The sequence below is a fragment of the Arthrobacter gandavensis genome, from assembly GCF_015355785.1.
GTDB lineage: Bacteria > Actinomycetota > Actinomycetes > Actinomycetales > Micrococcaceae > Arthrobacter_B > Arthrobacter_B gandavensis_A.
Genome location: NZ_JADKYW010000002.1, coordinates 1 through 26,176, shown reverse-complemented (window position 1 = coordinate 26,176; position 26,176 = coordinate 1). Strand labels below are relative to the sequence as shown.

The 26,176-nt window shown below is 66.1% G+C and carries 20 protein-coding genes; 14 read left to right on the top strand and 6 right to left on the bottom strand.

Annotated features, from left to right (window positions below; all coding sequences use genetic code 11):
- Together ITX31_RS00120 and tmk are read right to left on the bottom strand one after the other, a co-directional pair.
- A complete protein-coding gene (locus ITX31_RS00120) occupies positions 1-1,143 on the bottom strand; it encodes a DNA polymerase III subunit delta' (protein WP_194781478.1) in 1,143 nt (380 codons plus the stop codon).
- Positions 1,140-1,781 carry a dTMP kinase gene (gene tmk, locus ITX31_RS00115; RefSeq protein WP_416354759.1) on the bottom strand — a complete coding sequence of 214 codons (642 nt, stop codon included), beginning with the start codon at positions 1,779-1,781 and terminating at the stop codon, positions 1,140-1,142. The genes ITX31_RS00120 and tmk overlap by 4 nt, the downstream gene beginning before the upstream one ends.
- 194 nt (positions 1,782-1,975) lie before the next feature.
- Here tmk and ITX31_RS00110 point away from each other — a divergent pair, with 194 nt between their 5' ends.
- Complete coding sequence (locus tag ITX31_RS00110; protein ID WP_194781476.1) at positions 1,976-3,130, top strand: trans-sulfuration enzyme family protein; 1,155 nt, start codon at positions 1,976-1,978, stop codon at positions 3,128-3,130.
- A gap of 9 nt (positions 3,131-3,139) precedes the next feature.
- Positions 3,140-3,463 (top strand): DUF2516 family protein, encoded by a 324-nt coding sequence (locus ITX31_RS00105; protein WP_091608029.1) that lies wholly within the window; start codon positions 3,140-3,142, stop codon positions 3,461-3,463.
- Between the two features lie 10 nt (positions 3,464-3,473).
- On the opposite strand, the gene ITX31_RS00100 is transcribed toward ITX31_RS00105, so the two are convergent.
- Complete coding sequence (locus ITX31_RS00100) at positions 3,474-4,268, bottom strand: class I SAM-dependent methyltransferase (protein ID WP_323745530.1); 795 nt, start codon at positions 4,266-4,268, stop codon at positions 3,474-3,476.
- 157 nt (positions 4,269-4,425) lie between these two features.
- Here ITX31_RS00100 and ITX31_RS00095 point away from each other — a divergent pair, with 157 nt between their 5' ends.
- Entirely contained in the window at positions 4,426-5,181 is a 756-nt protein-coding gene (locus ITX31_RS00095; RefSeq protein WP_194781474.1) for a phosphoglyceromutase, read from the top strand.
- A gap of 80 nt (positions 5,182-5,261) precedes the next feature.
- On the opposite strand, the gene phoU is transcribed toward ITX31_RS00095, so the two are convergent.
- Positions 5,262-5,924: a phosphate signaling complex protein PhoU gene (gene phoU / locus ITX31_RS00090; RefSeq protein ID WP_194781473.1), complete on the bottom strand. Its 663-nt coding sequence runs from the start codon at positions 5,922-5,924 to the stop codon at positions 5,262-5,264.
- A gap of 175 nt (positions 5,925-6,099) precedes the next feature.
- Here phoU and ITX31_RS00085 point away from each other — a divergent pair, with 175 nt between their 5' ends.
- Both ITX31_RS00085 and ITX31_RS00080 read left to right on the top strand, forming a co-directional pair.
- Complete coding sequence (locus ITX31_RS00085) at positions 6,100-7,293, top strand: sensor histidine kinase (RefSeq protein ID WP_194781472.1); 1,194 nt, start codon at positions 6,100-6,102, stop codon at positions 7,291-7,293.
- Position 7,294: 1 nt separating this feature from the next.
- The gene (locus ITX31_RS00080; protein WP_194781471.1) at positions 7,295-7,975 is read left to right on the top strand and encodes a response regulator transcription factor; all 681 of its coding nucleotides are present in this window, start codon (positions 7,295-7,297) and stop codon (positions 7,973-7,975) included.
- Between the two features lie 91 nt (positions 7,976-8,066).
- Here ITX31_RS00080 and ITX31_RS00075 read toward each other — a convergent pair whose 3' ends face one another.
- Positions 8,067-8,594 carry a hypothetical protein gene (locus ITX31_RS00075; RefSeq protein WP_194781470.1) on the bottom strand — a complete coding sequence of 176 codons (528 nt, stop codon included), beginning with the start codon at positions 8,592-8,594 and terminating at the stop codon, positions 8,067-8,069.
- Between the two features lie 241 nt (positions 8,595-8,835).
- Here ITX31_RS00075 and ITX31_RS00070 point away from each other — a divergent pair, with 241 nt between their 5' ends.
- The 6 genes from ITX31_RS00070 to glgX all read left to right on the top strand — a co-directional run bounded on the left by ITX31_RS00070 (position 8,836) and on the right by glgX (position 15,410).
- Positions 8,836-9,318, top strand: a complete 483-nt coding sequence (locus ITX31_RS00070; protein ID WP_055240754.1) for a CarD family transcriptional regulator — start codon at positions 8,836-8,838, stop codon at positions 9,316-9,318.
- A 110-nt stretch (positions 9,319-9,428) separates the two neighbouring features.
- Positions 9,429-10,187, top strand: a complete 759-nt coding sequence (ispD, locus tag ITX31_RS00065; protein WP_323745529.1) for a 2-C-methyl-D-erythritol 4-phosphate cytidylyltransferase — start codon at positions 9,429-9,431, stop codon at positions 10,185-10,187.
- A gap of 5 nt (positions 10,188-10,192) precedes the next feature.
- Positions 10,193-10,678: a 2-C-methyl-D-erythritol 2,4-cyclodiphosphate synthase gene (gene ispF, locus ITX31_RS00060; RefSeq protein ID WP_194781469.1), complete on the top strand. Its 486-nt coding sequence runs from the start codon at positions 10,193-10,195 to the stop codon at positions 10,676-10,678.
- A gap of 63 nt (positions 10,679-10,741) precedes the next feature.
- Positions 10,742-12,187 (top strand): cysteine--tRNA ligase, encoded by a 1,446-nt coding sequence (cysS, locus tag ITX31_RS00055; RefSeq protein WP_194781468.1) that lies wholly within the window; start codon positions 10,742-10,744, stop codon positions 12,185-12,187.
- Positions 12,188-12,287: 100 nt separating this feature from the next.
- Positions 12,288-13,274: a 23S rRNA (guanosine(2251)-2'-O)-methyltransferase RlmB gene (gene rlmB / locus ITX31_RS00050; RefSeq protein ID WP_194781467.1), complete on the top strand. Its 987-nt coding sequence runs from the start codon at positions 12,288-12,290 to the stop codon at positions 13,272-13,274.
- A 27-nt stretch (positions 13,275-13,301) separates the two neighbouring features.
- Complete coding sequence (gene glgX, locus ITX31_RS00045) at positions 13,302-15,410, top strand: glycogen debranching protein GlgX (RefSeq protein ID WP_194781466.1); 2,109 nt, start codon at positions 13,302-13,304, stop codon at positions 15,408-15,410.
- A 39-nt stretch (positions 15,411-15,449) separates the two neighbouring features.
- On the opposite strand, the gene glgP is transcribed toward glgX, so the two are convergent.
- Positions 15,450-18,074 (bottom strand): alpha-glucan family phosphorylase, encoded by a 2,625-nt coding sequence (gene glgP, locus ITX31_RS00040; protein ID WP_194781465.1) that lies wholly within the window; start codon positions 18,072-18,074, stop codon positions 15,450-15,452.
- 190 nt (positions 18,075-18,264) lie between these two features.
- Here glgP and ITX31_RS00035 point away from each other — a divergent pair, with 190 nt between their 5' ends.
- From ITX31_RS00035 to glgB, 3 genes are read left to right on the top strand one after another with little or no spacing between them, the layout of a single operon-like run.
- Complete coding sequence (locus tag ITX31_RS00035; RefSeq protein ID WP_323745528.1) at positions 18,265-20,322, top strand: alpha-1,4-glucan--maltose-1-phosphate maltosyltransferase; 2,058 nt, start codon at positions 18,265-18,267, stop codon at positions 20,320-20,322.
- Positions 20,316-22,085, top strand: a complete 1,770-nt coding sequence (gene treS / locus ITX31_RS00030) for a maltose alpha-D-glucosyltransferase (protein WP_194781464.1) — start codon at positions 20,316-20,318, stop codon at positions 22,083-22,085. The genes ITX31_RS00035 and treS overlap by 7 nt, the downstream gene beginning before the upstream one ends.
- Positions 22,082-25,870 (top strand): 1,4-alpha-glucan branching protein GlgB, encoded by a 3,789-nt coding sequence (glgB, locus tag ITX31_RS00025; protein WP_194781463.1) that lies wholly within the window; start codon positions 22,082-22,084, stop codon positions 25,868-25,870. The genes treS and glgB overlap by 4 nt, the downstream gene beginning before the upstream one ends.
- Positions 25,871-26,176 lie beyond the last annotated feature (306 nt).

Genomic DNA, 26,176 nt, shown 5'->3' with positions numbered 1-26,176 from the left:
TCACAAAAGGCTGACAGCCATTGCTTCGATGGCGAGCAGCGGGGCGACGTTGGTGGTAACCAGACGCCGCCGCACCTCGTTGATTTCTTCCATTCGGGACAGGATGGCCTCCGGCGTGGTAGAGCCGGCAAAGGCCTCCAAGTCGGAGCGCAGAGGTTCGTTCACCAGGTCCGTGCCGGAGTTCAGCGCCAGCACCAGGGCGTCGCGGTAGAAGGAAAGCAGATCGGTCAGCGCGCGGTCGAAATAGTCGTTCTTTGAGCGCTTGGCCCGGCGCAGCTGGTCTTCCTCAAGGCGTTTGACCTGGCTGCGCATCGATGGCGGCAGGGTCCCGGATTCGGGGGCGCCCAGGGACGCCACCAGCGCGGCCTTCTCCTCGGCGTCGCGTGCCTCAAAAGAGCTGGCGGCCTCCGCCTCGGCGAGCGCCACCAAGTCAGCAGCGGCCTTCATGGCCCCGGAAACACTGCGCAGAGACAGCGGCAGCCGGACGATCTTCTCCCGGCGCTGCCGTGCTCCTTCATCGGTGGCCAGCCGCTTGGCCACGCCCACATGGCTCTGCGCAGAGCGGGCAGCATCAGCGGCTACCTCCGGATCGATTCCGTCCCGGCGCACCAGCAGCTGGGCTACGTCCTGCACCGGAGGCAGCCGCAGGCCCACTGGCCGGCAGCGGGAGCGGATGGTTACCAGCACGTCTCCCGGGCTCGGGGCGCACAGCAGCCAGATGGTCCGCGGCGGAGGTTCCTCGATCGCCTTGAGCAGCACGTTGGTGCTGCGTTCCTGCATACGGTCCGCGTCTTCGACAATCAGGACGCGCCACCGTCCGGTGGAAGGCTTGTCCTGCGCCTTCTTGACCAGGTCGCGCGCTTCTTCGATGCTGATGGTGACCTTTTCCGTGGTCACCGAGGACACATCGGCGTGCGAACCGGACATCGCCGTGCGGCAGGGGCGGCACACACCGCAGCCGCGCAGGTCCGGATCGGGCACTTCGCACAGCAGCGCGGCGGCAAAGGCACGGGCAGCATTGGACCGGCCGGAACCGGGCGGGCCGGTAAACAGCCAGGCATGCGTGGGACGCTCCTGCGCGGCGGCGCGGCGCAGCTGCTCGACTACCGGCGCCTGGCCCTGGAGGTCTTCCCAGACGCTCATGGCAGCAGTTCCTCCACCCGGGCAAGGATCTCCTGCGCCAGCTCCGGCACGGGCGCAGCGGCATCCAGGACCAGGTACCGGCCGGGGGAGTCCCCGGCCAGGGCGAGGAAAGCGGAGCGGATGCTGCCGTGGAAACTGTCGGGTTCGGATTCGAGCCGATCCTCGGCTCCGTCTACTGCGGTGCGGCGGCTGCGGCCGGCTTCCGGATCAACGTCCAGCAGGACGGTGAGGTCCGGCACCAGTCCGCCGGTGGCCCACTCGTTGACGGAGCGCACCTCATCCGTGCCGAGGTTCCGTCCCGCTCCCTGATAGGCAACTGAGGAATCGATGTAGCGGTCACAGACAACGACGTCGCCGCGGTCCAGGGCGGGCCGGATCACCTGTTCAACGTGTGCCGCACGGGATGCCGCGAAGATCAGGGCCTCCGTGCGCGCGTCGATCTGGCCGTGGCCGTGCTCCAGGACCAGTGAGCGCAGCTTCTCGCCAACGGGTGTGCCGCCCGGCTCGCGGGTGCGGACCACCATGCGTCCGGTGTCCTGCAGGGCTTCGGTGAGCAGCGCCGTCTGGGTCGACTTGCCCGCGCCGTCGCCGCCCTCGAAAGCGATGAAAAGTCCGGTGCGGGGTTCAGAAATACTCACCCGCATAGCCTACCCAGTCATGCTGGGAAACTGCTGCGGCGTTCGGGATGGTCCGCAGCGCCGGGCTTCGGGCGGTTCCTGCCGGCGGCGCCGTGCGCTGGGTCCCGGTGGGTGTGACGGGTTGGTGAAGGAACATGACGGCCGCGCCGCCGGGTGGCCAGCACAGGGATGGCCCGCGGTCTAGGCTGAAACCCATGAGCACAGCAACCGGACACGGGCACGCAGCAGGACAGCTATCGGTGGAAACCACCGTCGTCTCCGCGGGGCGCCCCGAACGCGCCGCGGATGCCGCCGTCAACCCGCCGATCGTCCTGACCTCAACCTTCCTGGGCACCCGGGAGACCAAGGACGGGGACCGGGTCTACGGCCGCTATTCAAACCCCACCTGGGACCCGTTCGAGGAAGCCCTCGGCGCGCTCGAAAGTGCCGAGCTTCCGGCACTGGTCTTCTCCTCCGGTCTCGCTGCCGTCATTGCCGCCATGTCCCTGATTCCGGCCGGCGGCACGCTGGTGATGCCCCGGCACAGCTACCAGGGTTCGCTCCTGCTCGCTGCCGGAGACGCCCGCGACGGCCGCATCAACGTGCGCACCGTGGACATTGCGGATACCGAAGAGGTTATCGCGGCGCTCGACGGCGCTGCCATGCTCTGGCTGGAAAGCCCCACCAATCCAATGCTCGAGGTAGCCGAACTCGCTGTCCTGGCGGCCGCCGCGCACCGGGCCGGGGCCCTGGTGGTCGTGGACAACACCTTCTCCACGCCCCTGGTGACCCGCCCGCTGGAGCTCGGCGCCGACGTCGTAGTCCATTCGGTGACGAAATACCTTTCGGGGCACTCGGACGTCATCCTCGGCGCCACGGTGACCTCCGATCCGGAGCTGCGCGCCCGGCTGCTCACCTACCGGTCCCTGCACGGAGCCGTCGGCGGTCCGTTCGAGGTGTGGCTGGCCCTGCGCGGACTGCGGACGCTGGCCCTGCGGGTGCAGCGCTCGATGGAATCGGCGATGGACCTTGCCGCCCGGCTGGCATCCCACCCCGGCGTGGAAGCCGTCCGTTATCCCGGACTGCCGCAGGACCCGGGCCATGCCCGCGCCGCAGCGCAGATGGACGGCTTCGGCTCGATCGTCTGCATTGAGGTGGCCGGGGGCGCCGAAGCCGCGGACGCCGTCACCGAGAAGGTTGGGCTCTGGCTGCCGGCCACGTCGCTCGGCGGTGTTGAATCGCTGATCGAGCGGCGCCGGCGCCAGCCTTCGGAGCCGGTCTCAGTTCCGGAGAACCTGCTGCGGCTCTCGGTTGGAATCGAAAACGTCGAGGACCTCTGGAGGGACCTGGACCAGGCGCTTCCACGGTAGGGTGGTCCCGTGGCACTTGTTGAATTGTTGCGGGACCTTATCTACCTGGCGCTGGGAATCGTGGCGCTGGGAATCGAGCTGTGGGCGTTTGCCGACTGCGCCCGGCGCAAGCCTGCGGAGTTTGAGCGTGCCTACAAGCGCACCAAGGGTTTCTGGCTGGGCCTGACCGGCGGTGCTGCCGCCGTCGGACTGCTGTCCCTGCTGCTCTTCGGCCCGCTGGCCCTGCTCCTCTTTGAACTGGCAGCCGTTGTAGCCGCATCCGTCTACCTCGCCGACGTGCGCCCGGCGCTCAACGAATCCAAGGGACGCGGCGGAGCCTACGGTTCCTGGTAGGGCTGCGCTCCTAGTTCCGTTCCTGTCCGCCTGGTTCCAGCCCAGCTGAGGGTGCGACGGCGTTCCACGCGACGGTGATTTCGCCCAGGCGCCACCGGGCAGGCCCGGTCAGCAGCGGCCAGCCCTCGCTGCGCAGTGCGCGGCACATCGCGATCCAGCGCTGCCGGTTGCCGTAGGACGCCATCGGCGCGGCGGCCGTCCAGGCCTTGTCCATCGCCTGGAGGAACGTATGCACGCGCTCCCCGGGAACGTTCCGGTGGATCAGCGCCTTGGGAAGCCGCTCCGCGACGTCGGACGGCCGGTCGAAGGCCCCGAAACGCAGCGAAATGCTCAGCGACACCGGCCCGTGGGCCTCCAGGACCACCCACGTGGAGCGGCGGCCAATCTCGTCGCAGGTTCCGTCAACGAAAATCCCGCCGTCCGCCAGCCGGCTGCACACCATATCCCAGTGGGCGGCGTACTCGTCCTCGCCGTACTGCCGCAGGACGTTGAAGGCCCGCACCATGACCGGACGCCTACCGCCCAGCGGCAGCTCGAACCCGCCCTGCCGGAAGCTGAGTCCCTGGCGTTCCAGCGGTTTGGCGGCCCGCACCCGCTCGGGGTCGATTTCGATGCCCACCACGCTGACGTCTGCCCGCACCCCGCTAATCCTTGAGTGCAGTTCCACGGCCGTCACGGGCGCTGCGCCGTAGCCCAGATCGATCACCAGCGGGTCCTCCGCCCGGCGCAGGCGCCACCCCTCGGGGCCTGAAAGCCATCGGTCAACCCGTCGGAGCCTGTTGGGGTTTGTAGTGCCCCGGGTCACATTTCCTACGGGTTTTGACGCGATTTTCACCAAACAATGTTACCGGCCCGCACTGGATGCTCCTGACCAGAGCCGGCCCGGGCGAATGAAGCGGTCTCCGCCCGTTGGTTACGCACCGCCCTGCCATGTGTCCCTGCTCTGCGGCTACGATGCTTTTATGACCTACAAAGTGATCCTTCTGCGCCACGGGCAGAGTGAATGGAATGAAAAGAACCTCTTCACCGGCTGGGTGGATGTGGATCTCACGGACCTGGGCCGGGCCGAGGCACAGCGTGCCGGAGAGCTGCTGGTTGAGAACGATGTCCTCCCCGACATTCTGTACACCTCGCGGCTGCAGCGGGCCATCAACACGGCCAACATCGCCCTGGGTGAAGCCGACCGCATCTGGATCGACGTCAAGCGCAGCTGGCGCCTGAACGAGCGCCACTACGGCGCCCTCCAGGGCAAGGACAAGGCACAGACCCTGGCGGAGTACGGGGAGGAGCAGTTCATGCTCTGGCGCCGCTCCTACGACACCCCGCCGCCGCCCCTGCCGGATGACAGCGACTTTTCCCAGGCGCATGACGCCCGGTACGCGGACCTCAGCGGGGACGAACTGCCGCGCACCGAGTGCCTCAAGGACGTCCTGGAACGCTTCCTGCCGTACTGGGAGAACGAAATCTCGCAGGACATCAAGTCCGGGAAGACCGTGATGATCGCCGCCCACGGCAACTCGCTGCGTGCACTTGTCAAGCACCTGGACGGGATTTCCGACGCCGACATCGCCGCCGTGAACATCCCCACCGGCATCCCGCTGGTCTACGAACTCGATGAAGAGCTCAAGCCGGTCAAGGCCGGCGGCACCTACCTGGATCCGGAAGCTGCAGCCGCGTCCATCCAGGCCGTCGCCAATCAGGGCAAGCAGAAGAAGTAGCCCTCACTAATCGAGATGACAGAAACTGCCCGTATGAGAGTTCATACGGGCAGTTTCTGTCATCTCGATGGGGGGAAGGGCTAGAGCGAGCTCTCGGAAATCGGCTGCCATTCGCCGGTCACCAGGTAGTTGACCTTGCGGGTTACGGATACACCGTGGTCAGCGAAGCGCTCGAAGTACCGGCTGGCCAGGGTCAGGTCCACCGTGGTCACGGGGGAGTTGTTCCAGTCCGCGGAAGCCACGGCCTTGAACACGCCCGCGTGCAGCTCGTTGATGCGCGTGTTGTGCGCGTAAATGTCCTTGCTCAGCTCCAGGTTGCGGGTCTCAAGCAATTCGGTGAGCAGCTCGGAAATGGCGATGTCCAGGCGCGCCATTTCGCTGAACGTTTCCACCATGTTCTCCGGCACAACGTTGGCCGGGTAGCGCAGGCGGGCAAGCTGGGCAATGTGGCGGGCCAGGTCCCCCATGCGCTCCAGGGAAGCGCTCATCCGCAGGGAACCGACAATCATCCGCAGGTCGCTAGCCACCGGTCCCTGCAGGGCGAGGACGTCGATGGCCCGCTCGTCGAGGTCGTTCTGGAGGAAGTCGATGCGGGCATCAGCAGCGATGACATCCTGAGCCAGCTCAGTGTCGGCAGTCTCGAACGCCTGCGTGGCTTTCTTCATCGCCTCGGTGACGAGCTGTGAAATCTGGGTCAGCTCCTCACCGATCTGGTGAAGCTCGGCCTGGAAAACCTTGCGCACTGAATGCGTCCTTTCGATCAACTCTTTCAGGGCTGCGGAAGCAGATCCGCGGCTGCATTTATGCTGCCAGCGTCTGGTTAACGGTCGGCCCTCTTGAAGTGAACGTTAGTTTAACGGTTGGTCGAATGCCACCGCAGTGCCCGCCGGAACAAATGCGTCAGCCTAAGCTAGGACTGTGAATCCTGTACTCCTGGGCCTGCTCTCAGGCATCCTCGGCCTGGCCGTGGGTGTATTCGGCGTCGTCGCCTATATCTCCAGCCAGCGGCACCGCCGTGACCTGGCCGAGGTGGACGAGCCGGCCCTGTCCGAAGGCGCAGCAGAAATCCTGGGCGTCCTCGGGCGCGCCTACATCGTGGTGGACGGCATCGACGGCGTGGTGCGGGCCAGCCCGGGCGCCTACGCCTTTGGCTTGGTGCGGGGGCACACCCTGATGCAGGAAGAGGTGCTGGAGCTCACCGCCAGGGTGCGGCGCGACGGCGTCATCGAAGACCGGAACGTAGAGCTGAACCGCGGCCTGATGGGGCAGGGGAGCCTGATCCTGCAGCTGCGGATCGCACCGATTGCCGAGGAGTACATCCTCATCCTGGCCGATGACCGCACGGAAGCTACCCGGACCGAGGAAATGCGCAACGACTTCGTTGCCAACGTCTCCCACGAACTCAAGACGCCGGTGGGCGCCATTTCCCTGCTGGCGGAGGCAATCGACGACGCCGCTGCGGACGAGGAAGCAGTGCGCCGGTTTGCGAAGCGGATGCACAAGGAAACGGTGCGCCTCTCCGCCCTGGTGCAGGACATCATTGAACTTTCAAGGCTCCAGGGCACCGATATGGTGGACCACGCCGAGCCGGTGGACATCACGGAGCTGGTGCACGACGCCGTCGAAGCCAACCGGTTGTCCGCGGAACGGCGGAACATCACCGTGGTGGTGGGCGGGTCCGCGGAGAACCCGGTTTACGCCGACGGTCCCATGCTGACCACTGCCTTCCGGAACCTGATCGACAACGCGATCCGGTATTCGCCGGAGGGCAGCCAGGTGGGCGTGGGCATCCGGTCCCGTGACGGCCTGGCCCAGGTGACGGTCACGGACCGCGGCCCCGGCATCGCCGCCGAGGACCAGGAACGGGTCTTCGAGCGCTTTTACCGCATCGATGCAGCCCGTTCCCGCAACACCGGCGGCACCGGGCTGGGCCTGAGCATTGTGAAACACGTGGTCTCCAACCACGGCGGCGAAGTGAGCCTATGGTCCCAGCCGGGACAAGGATCGACCTTCACCGTGCGGCTTCCGGAAATGGAAGCCGCGGACAGCGAGGACCCGGCGGACAGCCCGCCGCGGACAGGCGGCGCATCCACGCCGGCCGGCAAGGAGTAAGTTGAGCAGGATCCTGATTGTGGAGGACGAAGAGTCCTTCAGCGACCCATTGTCCTACCTCCTGGAACGCGAGGGGTTCGACGTCGCAGTGGTGGACAACGGCCTGGACGCCGTTGCGGAGTTTGACCGTTCCGGAGCGGACCTGGTGCTCCTGGACCTGATGCTGCCGGGGCAGTCCGGCACCGAGGTGTGCCGGCAGCTGCGCCAGCGGTCGGACGTGCCCGTCATCATGCTCACGGCGCGTGACGCGGAGATCGACAAAGTGGTGGGGCTGGAGCTCGGCGCCGATGACTACGTGACAAAGCCGTATTCCTCCCGCGAACTGCTGGCCCGGGTGCGGGCGGTGCTGCGCCGCCGCAGCGATTCGGGGGACCTCAGCGGCTCCACGGTCCAGGCAGGCCCGGTCCGGATGGACGTGGACCGCCACGTGGTGAGCGTTGACGGCACACCTGTCTCCCTGCCGCTGAAGGAGTTCGAGCTGCTGGAGATGCTGCTGCGGAACTCCGGGCGCGTGATGACGCGAGGCCAGCTCATCGAGCGGGTGTGGGGAGCGGACTACGTGGGGGACACCAAAACCCTGGATGTCCACGTCAAGCGCCTCCGGGCAAAGATTGAGCCCGATCCCTCCGCGCCGCAGCACCTGGTGACGGTGCGCGGGCTGGGCTACAAGTTCGAAGCCTGAGCCCAGGCAGCACAGGCATGCGAAAGGGTCCGTCCGGAGAACCGGACGGACCCTTTCCCATGTTGTGGGCTTGTTGAGTGTTCTCGGCTTCTTACGGAGCCGGAGTCTCCGAGGCCTCGCCGCTGGGTTCCGGTGACGGCTCGGCGGTGGGGAGGTAATCGCGGTAGTAGGGAACCTGGCCGTCAACGACGGGCACGTTCAGTTCGGCGCTCTCCGAACCGTAGCTGGCTTCGGCGCGGATGCCGGTGCCCGGAACAACGCTGACCGTCTCGACCAGTACCTCGGACTGCGGAGCGTCGTCGTAGACAACCTTGCCGCCGCCGGGGATGTTCCAGGTCAGGTTTGAGCCGCCAATGGAGAGCTCGAGGTTGATCGGGTCCGAGGAATCGTTGACCACGGTGCCCATCAGGCGTCCCGGTTCGCCGTCGCCGTCGCTGACAACCAGGATGTTGCGCAGCTGCAGGTCCCCCAGATCCTGGACAATGCCGTCGGACGGAGAGTACTGCATGGTGGTGGCCTGATCGTTCACGGCACTGCAGCCGGTGGCGCCCAGCAGCGACAGCGCAATAACACCGGCGGCGGCAGCGTTCCGCGTCCGGTTCCTGGTTGTGAAAATCACAGCACAAACTCCTGAGGGGTGGCGGTCGGAGGACCGAGGGGACGTTTACTCCTAGCCTATCGGCAAACCCCCTAAAACATGGATTTAGCGACGTCAGGGGGCTGCTCCGAAGTGCTCACGAAGCTACCGGCGGGAGGCCGAATAATACTCAGTTTTGGGCCTCGGCCCGCTGACCTGCGGAAACTCTTCTCGGCGTGTCGTCCACATGCTAAACTGGGGTTCGGGAAAGGGGAAAGTCCACATGGTTTTTGAGGTTGGCGAAACAGTTGTTTACCCTCACCACGGTGCCGCGAAGATCGAAGAGATCAAGATGCGGACCATCAAGGGCGAAGAGAAGATGTATCTCAAGCTCAAGGTGGCACAGGGTGATCTGACCATTGAAGTACCGGCTGAGAACGTTGACCTCGTTGGGGTTCGTGACGTCGTAGGCAAGGAAGGCCTCGAGCACGTCTTCGATGTCCTCCGTGCCGAACTGACTGAGGAACCGACAAACTGGTCACGCCGTTACAAGGCAAATCTGGAGAAGCTCGCTTCGGGCGACGTCGTCAAGGTTGCCGAGGTCGTCCGCGACCTGTGGCGCCGCGACCACGACCGCGGTCTTTCCGCGGGCGAGAAGCGCATGCTTGCAAAGGCACGCCAGATCCTCATTTCGGAGCTTGCCCTGGCCGAAAAGACTGACGAGGACCAGGCTGCCGCTGTATTGGACGAGGTCCTTTCCAGCTAATTCACGATTCATGTTGCCGGCCCGCTGCCAAGCGGGCCGGCAACGTCTGTTTAACACTCCGTTTGCCCCTGTGCCGCGCGCTGCGCGTGCCATGGCACTAGGCTTGAGCCGTGTCTGATTCCATTCCCGGCCCCTACCGTGTGGGCGTCATCCTGGTGGCCGGCGGGTCCGGCCAGCGTCTCGGCTATGGCATGCCCAAAGCCCAGGTCCCCCTGGCCGGGGAAATGCTCCTGGCCCACGCGCTGCGTGGAGTCGATGCCAGCGGCGTGGCCTCCGTGATCGCCGTAGCCGTCCCCGCAGGGGACACTGCGCTGCGGGCCCTGTGCGCAGCCACGCCCCTCAGCTGCCCCCTCGAGGTAGTGGACGGGGGTGCCACACGGGCCGATTCAGTCCGTGCAGCGCTTCATGCCCTCCCCGAGGACCTTGACGCGGTGCTGGTGCATGACGCAGCCCGGGCGCTCACACCGGCCCAGGTGTTCCACCGGGTCACCACCGCCCTAGCGGTCGGAGCCCAGGCGGTTATTCCAGCCGTTCCGGTGGTGGATACCGTCAAATCCGTCCAGCCAACGGGCGGGAACTCCCCGGCCCCGGCACAGGTCACCGGCACGCCGGACCGTTCTTCCCTGCGTGCAGTGCAGACGCCGCAGGGATTCGAGGCGGGTGTCCTCCGCCGCGCGCACGCCGCCGCTGCAGAATTCGACGGCCAGCAGGCCTCCGCCATCACGGACGACGCGATGCTGGTGGAAAGCCTCGGCATCCCGGTGTACGTCGTGGAAGGTTCTGCCATGTCCCTAAAGATCACCACTCCGCTGGACCTGCTTCTTGCCGAAGCTGTCCTGTCCGGCGGCTCCACCATGCAGGAGGACTAAGAACCGTGGAAGCACTGCCTCGCACCGGCATCGGCACCGACGTCCATGCCTTCGCACCCCTGGACGCGCCGCGGCCGCTCTGGGTCGCCGGTTTGCTGTGGGAGGGCGAACGCGGGCTCGCCGGGCATTCCGACGGCGACGTGGTAGCCCACGCTGCCGCCGATGCCTTGTTCTCCGCAGCGGGGATCGGGGACCTTGGCACGCACTTCGGCACCGACCGCCCCGAGTACGCGGGAGCGGCGGGAACAGTGCTGCTGGCGCACGCCGCGCGGCTGGTCCGCGAAGCGGGTTACCGGATCGGCAGCATTTCGGTTCAGCTGATCGGCAACCGGCCCAAGTTCAGCCCCCGCCGAAGCGAGGCCGAAGCCGTCCTGACGGAGGCTGCCGGAGCTCCCGTGAACGTCTCCGCCACCACCACGGACGGGCTGGGCTTCACCGGCCGGGGTGAGGGAATCGCCGCCGTGGCGACCGCCGTCGTCGTCGCGGTCTGATCCGCTGGCCGGAAGCGTAACCTGCCTGCGGGGGCGGCTGGCAGCACGCGGTAGCCTAGAGCAGTGAGCCTGAGATTCTATGACACAGCAAGCGCGCAGGTCCGGGACTTTGAGCCCCTCGTTCCGGGGCAGGTCAGCCTGTACTACTGCGGTGCCACCGTCCAGGGCCTGCCGCATGTGGGGCACATCCGCTCCGCGATCGCGTTCGATCAGCTCACGCGCTGGCTGCAGGCACGCGGTTTTCGGGTAAACACCGTCCGCAACGTCACGGACATCGATGACAAGATCCTGGCCAAGGCCGCCGCGTCAGTAGGCGCGGAGCCCGCCGACGGCGTTGTTCCCGACGAACCGTGGTGGGCGCTGGCCTACCGCTTTGAACAGGAATTCTCCCGCGCGTATGACGCACTGGGCGTCCAGCGGCCCACCTATGAGCCGCGCGCCACCGGCCACATTCCCGAAATGCACGCCCTGATCCAGCGCCTCATCGAAGCAGGGCACGCGTACCCGGCCCTGGACGACTCCGGGGACGTGTACTTCGATGTGCGGTCCTGGCCCGCTTACGGGTCACTGACCCGGCAAAACATTGACGACATGCAGGCCGCGCCCGACGCCGATCCGCGCGGCAAGCGCGATCCGCGGGACTTCGCGCTGTGGAAGGGACACAAGGACACCGACCCGGAGACCGCCGCCTGGGACAGCCCCTGGGGCCGCGGCCGGCCCGGCTGGCACCTTGAATGCTCCGCCATGGTCACCAGGTACCTCGGCCCCCGCTTCGACATCCACGGAGGCGGCCTGGACCTGCGCTTCCCGCACCACGAGAACGAAATGGCCCAGTCCCAGGCTGCCGGCGACGGATTCGCCAACTTCTGGATGCACAACGGCATGGTCACCTTCGAGGGCGAAAAGATGTCCAAGTCCATTGGCAACACCGTCAGCCCGGCGCAGATGCTCGCCGAAGCATCCCCGCGCGTGGTGCGCTACTACCTGGGACAGGCGCACTACCGCTCCGTCCTGGACTACCGGCCCACCTCCCTGCAGGAAGCGGCAGCGGCCGTGGAACGAATCGACGGGTTCATCGCCAAGGCAGCGGTCAAGACGGGGAACGACGGCGCCGCCGCCGGCCCGCAGCATCTCCCCGAAGCTTTCGGTGCAGCCATGGATGATGACCTGAATGTGCCTCAGGCGCTGGCCGTGCTGCACGAAACGGTGCGTGCCGGCAACACCGCGCTGGCGGCGTCGGACCTCGACGCAGTCCGCACCGCACTATTCCAGGTTCGCGCCATGACCGCTGTCCTGGGACTGGACGCGGTCCAGTCCGCGGGGACGGCAGCCGGGCCTGAACACGCAGCGCTGGACAGCCTGATCCAGGACCGGCTGCTCGAACGCAGCCAGGCCCGTGCCGCGAAGGACTGGGCCCGTGCGGATGCCATCCGCGACGCCCTGACCGCTGCCGGAGTAGTCGTCGAAGACACTGCTGACGGGGCCGTCTGGTCGCTGGAACAGGGGTAGCCGTTAGCTCGGGGCTAACACCCCGGGCGCCGGGCACGCGGGTTTGGACGGCCTGCGTAGACTAGAAGTAGTGCTTTCTTCTACTTAAGGTGTATTACCCATGGCCAACCACGGACGACCCGGCGCGATTCGCAAAGCCAAAAAGGGCCCCAGCCAGGGCACCGGCGGCCTCGGGCGCAAAGCCCTCGAAGGTAAGGGACCGACGCCCAAGGCTGAAGACCGGCCCTACCACAAGGCATACAAGAACAAGCAGCTGTCCGAGCGTTCCGCCGCCAAGCACGGCGGACAGCGCTCCGGCAGCCGCAGTGCCCCTGCGCGCGGCAAGGTAGCCGAAGAAGTGGTCACCGGCCGCAACTCGGTGGTCGAGGCCCTGCGCGCCGGCATCCCGGCGAAGGCCCTGCACGTGGCCGTGCGGATCGACATGGACGACCGCGTGCGTGAGTCCCTGAAGATGGCAGCCGAGCGCGGCCTGCCCGTTCTGGAAACGCACAAGCCCGAGCTTGACCGCATGACCAATGAGGCTGTCCACCAGGGCCTGGTCCTGCAGATCCCGCCCTACGAATACGCGGATCCGATCGACCTCGCCGAAGAGACCATCCAGGCCTGGAAGAAGGGCCACATTGCCAATGCGCCGCTCTTCGTGGCACTGGACGGCATCACCGATCCGCGCAATCTCGGCGCGATCATCCGCTCCGCATCTGCCTTCAGCGCCCACGGCGTGATTGTTCCCGAGCGCCGGTCCGTCGGCGTAACGGCCTCGGCCTGGAAGACCAGTGCCGGTGCAGCCGTGCGCGTCCCCGTGGCCCGCGCCGGAAACCTGAACAACACGCTGAAGACTTTCAAGAAGATGGGCATCTTTGTCCTCGGCCTGGACGGCGACGGCGACGTTTCGCTGCCGGACCTGGCGCTGGCCAAGGAACCTGTGTGCATCGTGGTCGGCTCCGAGGGCAAGGGACTATCCCGCCTCGTGGGCGAAAACTGCGACCAGATTGTTTCAATCCCAATCGACTCGGCCATGGAATCCCTGAACGCCTCCATGGCCGTCGGGATCACCCTGTACGAAGTTTCACGTCAGCGCTCCGCCTGAATCCAGCTGAGCGCCGGAAGAGGCAGCATGGCACATGTCGTAACCGGAGGTAGGCAGACCCCTTCAGAACGCGTCTCCCGGGCTTTCCCCCTGGGCGTCCACGACAGTGTGGCGGGCGTCCAGGATGTTCCGGGCGCCGTCAACGTGTCCGTCTACGCACCCGGCCTGGAAGCCGTGGACGTCTGGTTTGAAGTCCAGCCCGGGCAGTGGACCTCCACCCTGCTGGAGGGACGTTCGGCCGGAGTGCATCACGGCCGCGTGGAAGGACTGCGTCCAGGAATCCGCTACGGGTTCTGGGGCCACGGAACGCCCCTGCCTGCTGATCCGGGGTCCTTCCAGCTGCTCCTCGATCCTTATGGGCGCGGCATCGACACCGTTGAACGGGCGGGGGATAAACCTCTCTATTTCTCCGTTGCCACGTCAAACCGCTTCGACTGGGACGGCGACCAGCAGCCGCACACCCGCTGGCGGGACTCGGTGATCTACGAAGCCCACGTCCGGGGCATGACCAGGCTGAACCCGGCACTCCCTGAGGACCTGCGCGGCACCTACGCGGGAATGGGCCATATCGAAACTATCCGGTACCTGAAGGAACTGGGAATCACCGCGGTGGAACTGCTGCCGGTCCACTTCCACATCGACGAACGCCACCTCCGGGAACTGGGGCTGAGCAACTACTGGGGCTACAACACGCTGGGCTACTTCGCCCCGCACCTGGACTACGCCACCCCCACGGCGCAGGCAGCCGGCCCCCAGGCTGTGCAGGACGAGTTCAAGACCATGGTTCGGGACCTGCACGCTGCGGGGATCGAAGTGTTCCTGGACGTCGTCTACAACCACACGGCCGAAGGCGGGCAGGACGAACCCGCATTGTGCTGGCGCGGCCTGGGCGAGGAGACCTACTACCGGCACGACGCGGAGGGCCGGTACATCGACACCACCGGCTGCGGCAACAGCCTGGACTTCAGTGAACCCCGCGTGATCCAGCTGGCGCTCGATTCGCTGCGTTACTGGGTCACCGAGTACCACGTGGACGGATTCCGCTTCGACCTGGCTCCGACTATGGCCCGGGACGCCGCAAACCACTACGACCGCAGGCACCCGCTGCTGGTTGCCCTCGCGGCGGACCCCGTGATGCACGGCGTCAAGCTGATTGCCGAGCCCTGGGACCTTGGTCCGGACGGCTGGCAGACCGGGAACTTCCCGCCCGGCTGGGCCGACTGGAACGACCACTTCCGCGACACCGCCCGCGATTTCTGGCTGGTGGACCAAGCAGCCACGGCGGCAGGGGAGCCGGCGGGTTCGCTGGCCCGGCTGGGAACCGCGCTGGCCGGATCGGCGGACCTGTTCGCCCGTTCCGGGCGCAGCCCGCTGGCCTCCGTGAACCTGGTGACCGCCCACGACGGGTTCACCCTTGCGGATCTGACGGCCTACAACCACAAGCATAACGAGGCTAACGGCGAAGAGAACCGCGACGGGTCGAGCCACAACCGAAGCTGGAACCACGGGGCTGAAGGCGAGACGCAGGATCCGCAGTTGCGGGAGCACCGCGAACAGACCGCCCGGAACCTGATGGCCACCGTGCTGCTGTCCGTCGGCGTTCCGATGATCACCGCCGGCGATGAAACCGGCCGCACCCAGCACGGCAACAACAACGCCTACTGCCAGGACAATGCGACGGCCTGGCTTTCCTGGGACCACGACGACGCCGCGAAGCGCATGTTCGCAGCCACCGCAGCCCTGCTGCGCCTGCGCCGCGAGTTTCTGTCCCGGCAGCCGTACGCATTCCCGGCAGATCCGCAGGATGCGTTCCTGCTCTGGTTCGACGCCGCGGGCGAGCCGATGACTGACGCCGCCTGGCACGATCCGGGCTGCCGGGTGCTGCAGCTGCTCATTGGCTCAGAAAAGGGCGAGCGCGCCGGTCTGGTGGTCATCAACGGTGGACCGCAGCCGGAAGACATTGTACTGCCCGAGCGCCGGACGCTGGATGAAGCCGGAGTCACCGCGAATGAGGGGGACCTCTATGAGCTGGTTTTCTCCACGGCAGACCCGGACGGGCGCCGGAACGGCGCCCGCCTGGCCTGCGGGGAGAAGGACCGTGCCGCCGGGAATTCCGTCAGCGTCTACCGCATCTGATCTCCCGGAGGAACCGGACTTCGGTGTTCCTGCGCGGACTTAGGCGTTCGCCACCAGGCCAAGTTCGGCCTTTGACGCCAGCCCCGGGTGGTTTGGCAGCGCCCGGACGGTGTAACCGAACGGGCCGGCCAGCTCGATGTTCATTTCCCCCGAGTAGAGGTACCGGCCGGAGCCAAGGTCCTCCGCCACGCGGAGCTCCAGAAGCTGGTGGTCGCTGAGGTTGTCCGCCTCGGACACCTGTCCGTAGGCGGCTTCCACCACCACGTCCGAAGGCTTGAGCGAACCGAGGTTCACGTAGGCCTGGACGGTGAGCCGGTCGCCGATCTGGGGGGCATCGGAGATACCGATGGAGTCGACATGCTCCACCGCCACGCCGCCCCAGGCATCGCGGACCCGCAGGATCCACGCTGCCAGGTCCCTTGCCGCCTGGTACTGGTCCGCGGCGGCAGCCCGGCCGGACTGGCAGGCCGGACGATACAGGTTGTTGACGTAGTCCCGCAGCATCCGGTTGGCGGAGACCTTCGGGCCCAGCTCGGCCAGCGTGTGCTTGACCATTTCAAGCCACTCGTGCGGCAGCGCATCCGCCGGGGCTTCCGAGGGGCCGGCCGAGCCGGCGTCAGAGGAGGGTTCCTGGCCGTAGAACAGCGGCGCAACGGTCTTCTCCAGCAGGTCGTACAGTGCGGCAGCCTCAATGTCGTCGCGCTGGTCCGCGGTGTACAGCTCCCGGGTGTGGATGCCTTCACGGGGATTGGCCGAGGGGATCGCCCAGCCGTTCTCGCCGTCGTACATCTCGTCCCACCAGCCGTCCATGACTGACAGGTTCAGGCCGCCGTTGATGGCGGACTTCATACCGGACGTGCCGGAGGCCTCCAGCGGCCGGATGGGGTTGTTCAGCCATACGTCGCAGCCAGGGAACAGGGTGCGCGCCATGGCGATGTCGTAGTTGGGCAGGAAAACGATCCGGTGCCGCACCTCGGGATCGTCGGTGAACTGCACCAGGTCCTGGATCATCCGCTTGCCCTGCTCATCCGCGGGATGGGACTTGCCGGCCACCACCAGCTGCACCGGGTGCTCCGGATGCAGCAGCAGCGCCTTGAGCCGGGCAGGGTCCCGCAGCATCAGCGTCAGACGCTTGTAGGTGGGCACCCGGCGGGCAAAACCAATGGTCAGGATGTCCGGGTCCAGGACGTCGTCGGTCCAGCCGAGGGAGGCGTCAGGGGTGCCGCGCTTGCGCCAGGCGGCCCGGACGCGGCGGCGGACGTCGTCGATCAGGTTGCTCCGCAGCCTGCGCCGCAGGTCCCATAAACGCTCGTCGCTGACTTCATAGGCACGGGTCCAATCGCGGTCGTGCACCGTGGCGACGCCGAATTCTTCCTGCGCCAGCCGGGTCAGCTCCGGATCCACCCAGGTGGGCACGTGCACGCCGTTGGTCACCGACGTGATCGGGATTTCCGAGACATCGAACCCGGGCCAGAGCCCGGAGAACATGGCACGGGACACCTGGCCGTGCAGCTTGGCCACGCCGTTCGCCCGCTGGGCCAGCCGCAGTCCCATCACGGCCATGTTGAAGACATGCGGATCCCCGCCCTCATAGTCCTCCGCGCCCAGCGCCAGCACCTTGTTCGTCGGCACCGACTGCGCCAGGCCCGCGTTCAGGAAGTGCCGCACCTCGCCCGCGTCAAAGCGGTCGATGCCGGCGGGAACCGGAGTGTGCGTGGTGAAAATGGTGGAGGCACGGGCAGCGGTGAGCGCTTCCTCCCAGTGCATCCCGGTGTCCATGAGCTCCCGGATTCGTTCCACCCCAAGGAACCCGGCGTGGCCCTCATTGGTGTGGAAGACCTCGGGTGCCGGCGCTCCGGTAAGGCGTTCAAAGACGCGCAGCGCCTTCACGCCGCCCATGCCCAGCAGCAGCTCCTGCTGCAGCCGGTGGTCTCCGCCGCCGCCGTAGAGGCGGTCCGTGATGCCGCGGGCGGCGTCGTCGTTTCCGCGCACGTCCGTGTCCAGGAGCAGCAGCGGAACGCGGCCGACGTCGGCACGCCAGATCTGTGCCATGAGGTGCCGCCCGTTGGGCAGGGGCAGGCTGATGCGTGCGGGAGTTCCGTCTTCTTCACGCAGCAGGGTCAGCGGCAGGCCGTTGGGGTCCAGGACCGGGTATGTCTCCTGCTGCCAGCCGTCGCGGGAGAGGGACTGCTTGAAGTAGCCGGCCTGGTACAGCAGGCCCACACCGATCAGCGGAACGCCAAGATCCGAGGCTGATTTCAAATGGTCCCCGGCCAGGATCCCGAGGCCGCCCGAATACTGCGGCAGCACCGCGGAGATGCCGTACTCGGGGGAGAAGTAGGCGATCGAGCGGGGAGCGTCCTCACCGAGGGACTGATACCAGCGGGGCTCGGTCAGGTAGTGCTCCAGGCTCTCGTCCAGGGACCGGATGCGGTCCACCAATCCCGCGTCGCCGGAGATTCGCTCAAGGGTCTGGCGGCTGACCATGCCCAGGGCCCGCACGGGATCGTGTCCGCTCTGTGCCCAGATCCGCGGATCGAGGTCGTTGAAGAGCTCCCGGGTGGGCTGGTGCCAGCTCCAGCGCAGGTTTCCTGCAAGTCTCGCCAGCGGTGCAATGCTGTCGGGGAGGACGGTTCGGACGGTAAACCTTCGGATTGCCTTCACCCCGGTTAGGCTAGCGCAGAACGCATCGGCAGTGTCCTCCGTCACGCAAAAGCAACGAGGATTTAACCCATTTTCCCCAACCCTGCCCGGACATGCGGGGATTTCGGGCATACCCACCCTGACTTGTGACGATGCGCCAAAAAGTACGTGCCCTTAGCAATCTGCCCTGAATGTCGCTAACGTCTAGTCTGTGACCACATCCAGCGCGTTGCCAGCTAATGTCCAGCCCGCCGCGGAACTCCGGTTCGGCCGGATTCCGATCCTCAATGTGTCTCCGGTGATCCAGTGCGGCCGCTTCGCTGCCAAGGCAGTCCCGGGAGAAGACCTAGTCATCGGGGCAACGGTTTTCCGTGAAGGGCATGACCTCGTAGGTGTCACGGCCGTGCTCTACGACCCGCAGGGGCAGGAAGTCGAGCGCCGGAGAATGCACCCCGTGGGACAGGGCCTGGACCGGTGGGAGGGTTTGCTCCGCCCCCCGTCGACCGGCGAGTACACCTTTACGGTGGAAGGCTGGGCTGATGTGTTCGGCACCTGGCACCACAACGCCGAAGTAAAAATCGGCGCCGGGATCGACGTCGAGCTGATGCTGGCCGAAGGCGGGGCCCTCTTCACGGCTGCCGCAGCCGGCCGGAACGAAGACGGCGCCGCCGTGCTGCGGGAGACCGCCAGGGTGCTCGAGGACCAGGCACTGGATCCGGGCATGCGGCTGGCCGCTGCCAGCCGTCCGGAACTGGTCCGGCTGCTGGAGCAGGAGCCGATCCGCGACCTCGTGACCGCCTCCCGGCGCTTCCCCATCTACGTTGAACGCGACCGGGCAGGGCGCGGCGCCTGGTACGAGTTCTTCCCGCGCTCCGAAGGCGCTTCCTTCGACCCCGCCACCGCTTCCTGGACCTCGGGGAACTTCCGCACCGCAGCGCGCAGCCTGGACCGGGTTGCCCGGATGAACTTCGATGTCATCTACCTCCCGCCCATCCACCCCATCGGCACCAACTTCCGCAAGGGGCCGAACAACACGCTGGTTGCCGGCCCGCAGGACCCCGGGTCGCCCTGGGCGATCGGGGCCGCGGAAGGCGGACACGACGCGATCCACCCGGACCTGGGCACCTTCGAGGACTTCGACTTCTTTGTCGAGGCCGCTTCGGGGCTGGGGCTCGAAGTCGCCATCGACCTGGCACTGCAGGCATCCCCGGACCATCCCTGGGTGGCCGAGCATCCGGAATGGTTCACCACCCGGGTGGACGGCAGCATCGCGTACGCGGAGAACCCGCCCAAGAAGTACCAGGACATCTATCCGCTCAACTTCGACAACGACTACGAGGGCCTCTCCCAGGAGATCCTTCGGATCGTCCTGATGTGGATCAGCCACGGCGTGAAGATCTTCCGCGTGGACAACCCGCACACCAAGCCCCTGCAGTTCTGGGAATGGCTCATCGGCACCGTCAACAAGCAGCACCCGGACGTGGTGTTCCTGGCCGAGGCCTTCACCCGCCCGCCGATGATGCACGCGCTGGGCATGGCCGGTTTCCAGCAGTCCTACACGTACTTCACCTGGAGGAACACCCGCAAGGAAATCGAGGAGTACTTCACCGAGGTCTCACACGAGACCGCGGCGTTCTTCCGGCCCAACTTCTTCGTGAACACCCCGGACATCCTCACGGAGTTCCTCCAGTACGGCGGCCCGCCCGCGTTCAAGATCCGGGCCGTGCTGGCCTCCACGGCCAGCCCGCTGTGGGGCATGTACGCCGGGTATGAACTCTACGAGCACGTGGCCCGTCCCGGCGCGGAGGAGTACATCGACAACGAGAAGTTCGAGTACAAGCAGCGTGACTTCGCGGCAGCCGAAGCCGAGAACCGCAGCCTGGCCCCGTACATCGCCCGGCTGAACCAGATCCGGCGCGACCATCCGGCGCTGGGAGACCTGCAGAACCTCACGGTGCATTCGAGCACTGACGAAGCCACGGTCGCCTACTCCAAGCACAAGCACGTCGATCTTTCCGATCCAAGCAGTAAGGACACGCTCATCATCGTGGTGAACACGGACCCGCACAGTGCCCGCGAGTGCACCGTAACCCTGGATATGGATGCCCTGCATCTTGATCCCCAGGACTTCAACGAAGACGGCACGTTCTGGGTGGACGACCTGATCAGCGGCGCAAGCTACCGCTGGGGACAGTACAACTACGTGCGCCTGGACGCACACTACGAACCGGCCCACGTGTTCGCCGTGCGGAGGGGATCGGCATGGTAAATCCCTTCCAGCTGCACGCTCCAGGACTGACGAACGACCCGAACTGGTACCGCAAGGCAGTGTTCTACGAAGTCCTGGTCCGGGGCTTCCGCGACTCGAACGGAGACGGCAACGGGGACTTCACCGGCCTGATCTCCCAGCTTGACTACCTGCAGTGGCTGGGCGTGGACTGCCTCTGGCTCCCGCCGTTCTTCAAGTCCCCGCTGCGTGACGGCGGATACGACATCTCCGATTATTACGACGTGCTCAGCGAGTTCGGCACCATCAGCGACTTCAAGCGGCTCGTGGCAGAGGCCCACGCCCGCGGCCTGCGGGTCATCATCGACCTGCCGCTGAACCACACCTCGGACAAGCATCCCTGGTTCGAGGAATCCCGCAACGACCCGGACGGTCCCTACGGCGATTTCTACGTCTGGTCAGACACCGACCAGAAGTACGAAGACGCCCGGATCATCTTCGTGGATACGGAAGAATCGAACTGGGCCTTCGACCCGGTACGCCGGCAGTTCTACTGGCACCGGTTCTTCAGCCACCAGCCGGACCTGAATTTCGAGAACCCGAAGGTCGTCGAGGCGGTGTTCGACGTCGTGCGGTTCTGGCTCGACCAGGGCATTGACGGCTTCCGCGCAGATGCCATCCCGTACCTGTTCGAGGAGGACGGGACCAACTGCGAGAACCTCCCGGCAACCCACCGGTTCCTGAAGGACCTGCGGACCATGGTGGACGAAAACTACCCCGGCCGGGTGATCGTGGCGGAAGCCAACCAGATGCCGCACGAGGTAGTTGAATACTTTGGCGACGAGACCGGGCCGGAATGCCATATGTGCTTCCACTTCCCGATCATGCCGCGCCTGTTCTACGCCCTGCGTGACCAGAAGGCTGCGCCGATCATCCAGACCATGGAAGAGACCCCGGACATCCCCCAGGGCGGCCAGTGGGGCACTTTCCTGCGCAACCATGACGAGCTGACGCTTGAAATGGTTACCAATGAGGAACGCCAGGCCATGCTGGGGTGGTACGCGCCGGACTCCCGGATGCGAGCCAACATCGGCATCCGGCGCCGGCTGGCGCCCCTGCTGGACAATTCCCGGGCGGAGATCGAACTGATCCACGCGATGCTGCTCTCGCTGCCCGGCAGTCCGTTTCTGTACTACGGGGACGAGATCGGCATGGGAGACAACATCTGGCTGGAGGACCGCGACTCCTCACGCACCCCCATGCAGTGGAACCCGGACCGCAACGCCGGCTTCTCCACGGCAGACCCGGGCAAGGTCTACCTTCCGGTAGTGCAGTCGCTGGTCTACCACTACAACCATGTGAACGTCGAGGCGCAGCTGGCCAGCTCCAGTTCGCTGCTGCACTGGCTGCGGCAGATGATCATGGTCCGCAAGACCCATCCGGCTTTTGGCATGGGTTCCTACCGCAATGTCCCCACGGACAGCGAGGCCGTCCTGGCGTTCCTGCGTGAGCTGCCGGACGACAACCCCGAAGGCGAGGTGGGGGAGACCATGTTCTGCATGTTCAACCTCTCCCAGCATCCGGTGGCTGCCACCGTCAAGCTGCCGGAGTTCGCCGAGCGGGGACTGCGGGATGCCTTCGGCGGAACACCTTTCCCCACCTTCGGCAAGGACGGGTCACTGACCCTGACCCTCGGCAGCCACGACTTCTACTGGCTCCGCCTGCGCTCGCCGCGATCGAACACCAGCTCACCGCAGACCGAAGCAATCCCACTGATACTTGCCCCGGAGGCCACGGCGAAATGACAGAAACCATCCCGACCCTGCCCGAACTCCTCACTGCCTGGCTGCCCCGGCAGCGATGGTTTCCGGCCAAGGGAAAGGATGTGGTCCTTCGCCGCGTCGGCGGTATTGAACTGGCAGACCCCCAGGGCGCGGTGGAAATGCACGTGCACTTTGTCTCGGTTGAATCCGGGCGGCGCGTGGACGTCATCAGCGTGCCTGTCAGCACCCGGGCCGATCCGGTGGAGGAACTCGGCGACTCGCTCCTGGGCATCGTCGAGCATCCGGACAAGGGCCGGCAATGGCTGTACGACGCCACCGCGGATCCCGTGTTCGTCACGGCCTGGCTTGAAAGCATGCGCTCGCAGTCCAGTTCGCTGGACGGCCGCACGCACGGATACGCCCTGGACGGTTTCGGGGACTGGGATGCCTTTACTGAAACCCTCGCCATCCGGGTCCTCAAGGGCGAGCAGTCCAATACCTCGGTTATTGCGGCGACCAGCAAGGCTCCGGTGATCGTGAAGTTCTACCGCGTGCTTGCCGCGGGGGAAAGCCCCGACGTAGTGGTCAGTGCCAAGCTCACGGAGGGCGGTTCCCAGGACGTCCCCGCCACGCTGGGCTGGGTCACCGGCAGCTGGGAAGACGTGTATGACGACGCCGGTGCAGGCGCCTGGGTCACCGGCGACGTAAGCGTGCTCCGGGAATTCATTCCGGACAGCGAGGACGCGTGGCGCACCGCCTCGTCCGCCGCCGTCGCCGGACGCGATTTCTCAGCCGAAGCCGAAGAGCTCGGAGCAGTGACGGGACGGATCCATTCACAGCTTGAAGCCGCCTTCGGCGCCCGCCAGCCCACGCCGGCCGAGCAGCAGGAGTTCATCGACTCCCTGGTACGCAGGCTCACGTGGGAGTGGGAGGAAGCCCGCAGCTACGTGGGCCCGTATGACGAGACGTTCGAGCATCTGGTGGAGACCGTGGAGCAGCTGTCTTCCCTGCCCAGCCTGCAGCGCATCCACGCGGATTACCATTTGGGCCAAGTGCTCCACTCCGCTGCCCGCGGCTGGACGGTGCTGGATTTTGAGGGAGAGCCGCTCCGGCCCGCCGCTGAACGGAGCCTCCCGGACGTTGCCCTGCGCGACGTCGTCGGAATGCTCCGGTCCATCGACTACGCCGCGGCCGTTGCGGTCATCGGGTCTTCCGGGGCCGGTCCGGAGGACCTGGACGAGCACACGGCCCGCAGGGTCCAGGCGGCCCTCTGGACGCAGGCCGCAGCCGACGCCTTCCTGCGCGGCTACGAGAAGGAGACCGGAAAGCAGGTCAACCGTGCCGATCCGCTCTACATAGCGCTCTGGCTGGACAAGGCCCTGTATGAGGTCGTCTATGAGATCCGCAACCGCCCGGCCTGGATCGAGGTGCCGGCGACAGCCGCCCGCCAGGTGCTGGAAGAACTCAGGTTGCAGCAAAACCCGCCGAACGGACAGGAAACGAACCACGTGAACACAACCCCAGAGTCCGACCCCGTCCACCCCAGGGGCACCGGCGGCACCGCCGCGGCCGCGGGTGCCGCGTCGGGGGCATCGCCGTCGGGCACTGCCGCAGCTTCACCCGCCGCCGTACCGGCGGGCACCGGCACCCCGCTGCCCGTGGCGCAGGACGTCCTGGACGCCGTGTCCAGCGGGAGCTACTACCAGCCGCACGCAGTGCTGGGCGCCCATCTGGATGACCACGGAACGGTGACTATCCGTACGCTGCGCCCCCTGGCCGGCGAAGTCGCGGCCATCACCCCGGAGGGCCGGGTACCGCTGCAGCATGAGCACAACGGCATCTGGGCAGGGACGATGCCGGCACCGGTTCCGGGACAGGTGCCCGACTACCGCCTGGAAGTGACGTACGACGGCGTTCCGCCGGCAGTCGTGGACGATCCTTACCGGTTCCTGCCCAGCCTCGGAGAAATGGACCTTTACCTCATCGGTGAGGGACGGCACGAGAAGCTCTGGACCGTGCTGGGAGCCAATCCGCACCACTACAACTCGGTGCTCGGAGAAGTGGACGGCGTCAGCTTTGCGGTCTGGGCCCCGAACGCCAAGGCCGTGCGGGTCGAGGGTGACTTCAACGCCTGGGACGGGCGAGTCCATGCGATGCGTTCGCTGGGAAGCTCCGGTGTCTGGGAGATCTTCATCCCGGACGTCGAACCCGGCTCGCGCTACAAGTTCGAAATCCTCGGCCAGGACGGCGTCTGGCGGGAGAAAGCCGACCCAATGGCCAAGGGAACGGAGGCTCCGCCGCTGACCGGGTCCAGGGTTGTTGAATCCACCTACCGGTTTGAGGACCAGGACTGGATGGCCGCGCGCGCCGAACGCGATCCGCACAACACCCCGATGAGCGTCTACGAAGTCCACCTCGGCTCCTGGCGCCTCGGCCTGGACTACCGGGAACTGGCGCGCCAGCTGGCGGAGTACGTCACCTGGCAGGGGTTCACCCATGTTGAGTTCATGCCCGTGGCCGAGCACCCCTTCGGCGGTTCGTGGGGCTACCAGATCACCAGCTACTTCGCCCCGACCGCGCGCTTCGGGCACCCGGATGACTTCCGCTACCTTGTGGACACCCTGCACCAGGCGGGCATCGGCGTCATCCTGGACTGGGTACCCGGCCACTTCCCCAAGGACTCCTGGGCGCTGGCCAATTTTGACGGCCAGCCGCTCTACGAACACGGCGATCCCCTGCGCGGCGAACAGCCAGACTGGGGAACACTCATCTTCGACTACGGACGCCGCGAGGTCCGTAACTTCCTGGTCGCCAACGCCGTCTACTGGCTGGAGGAGTTCCACATCGACGGCCTGCGGGTGGACGCCGTAGCCTCCATGCTCTACCTGGACTACTCCCGGCCGGCAGACCAGTGGCGGCCAAACGAGTTCGGCGGACGCGAGAACCTCGAGGCGATTTCCTTCCTGCAGGAAGTCAACGCCACCGCCTACCGGCGGGTACCGGGCATCGTAATGATCGCGGAAGAGTCGACGGCGTTTCCCGGCGTTACTGCCCCCACGAACACCGGCGGCCTCGGCTTCGGGCTCAAGTGGAACATGGGCTGGATGAACGACACCCTCGAGTACATGTCCGAGGATCCGATCAACCGGATGTACCACCACGCGAAGCTCACGTTCTCGCTCGTGTACGCGTTCACGGAGAACTTCCTCCTGCCCATCTCGCATGACGAAGTGGTGCACGGAAAGGGATCCCTGCTGCGCAAGATGCCGGGCGACCGGTGGCAGCAGCTGGCCAACGTCCGCGCCTATCTGGCATTCCAGTGGGCCCACCCCGGCAAGCAGCTGATCTTCATGGGAACCGAGTTCGGCCAGGAAGCCGAATGGTCGGAGCAGTACGGCCTCGACTGGTATCTCACCGACACCCCCCAGCACCGAGGCGTGCAGTTGCTGGTCCGGGAACTGAACGCCATCTACCGGGAAACCCCGGCGCTGTATGCCCGGGACAACGAACCCTCCGGCTTCCAGTGGATCAATGAGAACGACGGCGCGCGCAACGTGCTCTCCTTCATTCGGTGGGACGGACAGGGCAATCCGCTGGTCTGCATCGCCAACTTCTCCGGCAGCCCGCATGAAGGCATCCGGGTTGGCCTGCCCTGGGCGGGGGAGTGGGTGGAGCGGCTGAACACCGACGCCGTCGAATACGGCGGCTCGGGCGTAGGCAACATGGGGGTAGTCCAGGCAGAGGAAGGCGGCTTCCAGGGCCAGCCCGCCTCTGCGTCGCTGCGGCTCCCGCCCCTGGGCCTGCTGTACCTCACCCCGCGGAAGTAGCGCCGCAACGGGCGGTTTTGGGGAGGTGGTCGTAGCCTCCCCAAAACCGTGTTAGAGTTTATATCCGCGCAGAACGGGGAACCGGGAAGCGTAGGGGATCGCAAGATCCGCAGCGGATATCGCGAAGACAGTCGGTTTGACACGGACTGCCGAGTGGTACTAAGCTAGAAAAGTTGCTCCGGAGCGACGGAGAGCGCAGGATCCTCAAGGATTCAAGCCCTCCCGGTGCCGGATGTGCCTGTTGTTTGAGAACTCAATAGTGTGCCAAGTTTATTGATACCGATTATTTTAATTGGTTGAATTGGC